Origin of the sequence: Methylobacterium variabile, assembly GCF_001043975.1 — a bacterium.
Taxonomy (GTDB): domain Bacteria; phylum Pseudomonadota; class Alphaproteobacteria; order Rhizobiales; family Beijerinckiaceae; genus Methylobacterium; species Methylobacterium variabile.
Map to the genome: position 1 here is coordinate 1 of NZ_LABY01000454.1, position 1,884 is coordinate 1,884.

Here is a 1,884-nt window from a genome sequence, read left to right on the forward strand (position 1 = left end):
TAGTCTCGTGGGCTCGGCCAACAGAACATCCGCGAGGCCGTGCACCGGCGTCGCGCGGGCACGAACGACGCGGCACGGCGGCCCTCTGGGATCGGGGAGGGGGCTTCCGGCAGGCCAGAACGAAGACGTTGAGGACCGATGCCCAAGCAAACCACCGAGGTCGACCGGCTCGTCGGCGTCCGCATCACGGCCCTGCGCAAGGCCAAGGGCCTGAGCCAGACCGCCCTCGGCAACGCCGTCGGCGTGACCTTCCAGCAGGTTCAGAAGTACGAGAAGGGCCAGAACCGGGTCGGCGCCGGCCGCCTGCGCGAGATCGCCCGGCTGCTCGAGGTTCCCGTCTCGGCCTTCTTCGAGGATCAGACCAGCACCGAGAACGGTGACGACAACGTCTTCGGGTTCCTGAGCGCGCAGGGCGCGATCGAGCTGCTGCGCGCCTACGTGCAGATCGAGGACGAGCAGCTGCGCCGCGAGGTCCTGGCCATCGTGCGCTCCGCCGCCCGCCTCGGCCGCTCGGCGGCCGCCATCCCGAACGGCGACGGCACGGCGGCCGAGTAGCGGCGACCGGTCACCGGTCCCGCCGCGGGAGCCGGCGGCGCATCGCAGGCCCGCGCGGACGAAGTCCCGACCTGCCGAGGCGTCGCGGGCTCAGCGTAGCCCCACGAGGTGGAAGAAGCTGCCGCTGACCCGGCCGCGCCGATGGCCGGCCGTCCCGAGGGGACGCCCCTCTGCATCCGTCACCTCCGCCAAGGCCTCGTCCGGCCCCGGGGGAGGCGTGACCTCGCTGGCGTAGTGGAACTCGTGCCCGACGAGCCGCCGACCGGCCTCGCCGAGCGAGCCGGCGCCGAGGAGCGTCGCGACCCGGTAGCCGAGGTGCAGCCGGCGGCGGGCGTAGGAGGTCGCGACCGGCAGCAGGCCGGCCATGCGGTGCGTCGCACCCTCCGCATCCTCCAGGCTCTCGCCCAGCACCATGTAGCCGCCGCACTCGCCGTGGACCGGCCTGGTCTCGGCGAAGGCCCGCAACCCGTCGAGGAAGCGCGACGCGGCGGCGATCCGGCCGGCATGAAGCTCGGGATAGCCCCCGGGCAGCCAGGAGGCGTCGCAGGATTCCGGCGGCGCCTCGTCGGCGAGGGGTGAGAACGGCACGATCTCGGCCCCGGCCGCCCGCCAGCCGGCCTCGAGATGCGGGTAGACGAACGAGAACGCGGCGTCGCGCGCGACCGCGAGGCGCTGCCCGGGCGGGGGCGGAAGCCGGCCCGGGCCGGGATCCGGGACCCGGCCGCCGGCCGCGGCCACGATCGCGTCGAGGTCGAGGCAGCTCTCCGCCAGGTCGGCCAGGCGGTCGAGGCGGTCCGCCAGGTCGTGGGTCTCGCCGGCCTGGATCAGGCCGAGATGGCGCTCGGGCAGGACGAGCGCGGCCTCCCGCGGGACGGCGCCGAGCACCGGCACCCCGATCCGGGCGAGGCCCGCCTCGACGAGGCGCCGGTGGCGCGGGCTCGCCACCTTGTTGAGGATCACGCCGGCGAGGTGCAGGCGCGGGTCGTAGGCCCTGACCCCGAGCGCCGTCGCGGCGGCGGACTGGGCGGCGCCCGAGACGTCGAGCACCAGCACCACCGGCCAGCCGTAGCGTGCCGCGACGTCGGCATTGGCGCCGCTGCGGCCCTCCTCGGCCACGACCCCGTCGAACAGGCCCATCGACCCCTCCGCCAGCACGATCTCGGTCCCGTCGCCGGCGGCGCCCGCCACGGCGTCGAGGAGGGCGCCGTCCATGGCGAAGCTGTCGAGGTTGTAGCTCGGCCGGCCGGTCGCGGCGGCGTGGAAGGCGGGGTCGATGTAGTCCGGGCCGCACTTCGCCCCGGCGACCGCGAGGCCGCGGCGGCGCAGGGC

General features: G+C 75.4%; 2 protein-coding genes. One reads left to right on the top strand and one right to left on the bottom strand.

The genetic code is table 11. The annotated features are described in order from the left end of the window. The first annotated feature begins 138 nt into the window (after positions 1-138). Entirely contained in the window at positions 139-555 is a 417-nt protein-coding gene (locus tag VQ02_RS33830; protein WP_048448665.1) for a helix-turn-helix domain-containing protein, read from the top strand. 90 nt (positions 556-645) lie between these two features. Here VQ02_RS33830 and VQ02_RS33835 read toward each other — a convergent pair. After that, on the bottom strand, positions 646-1,884 hold a 1,239-nt coding region (locus VQ02_RS33835; protein ID WP_048448666.1), incomplete at its 5' end, for a cobyrinic acid a,c-diamide synthase CobB.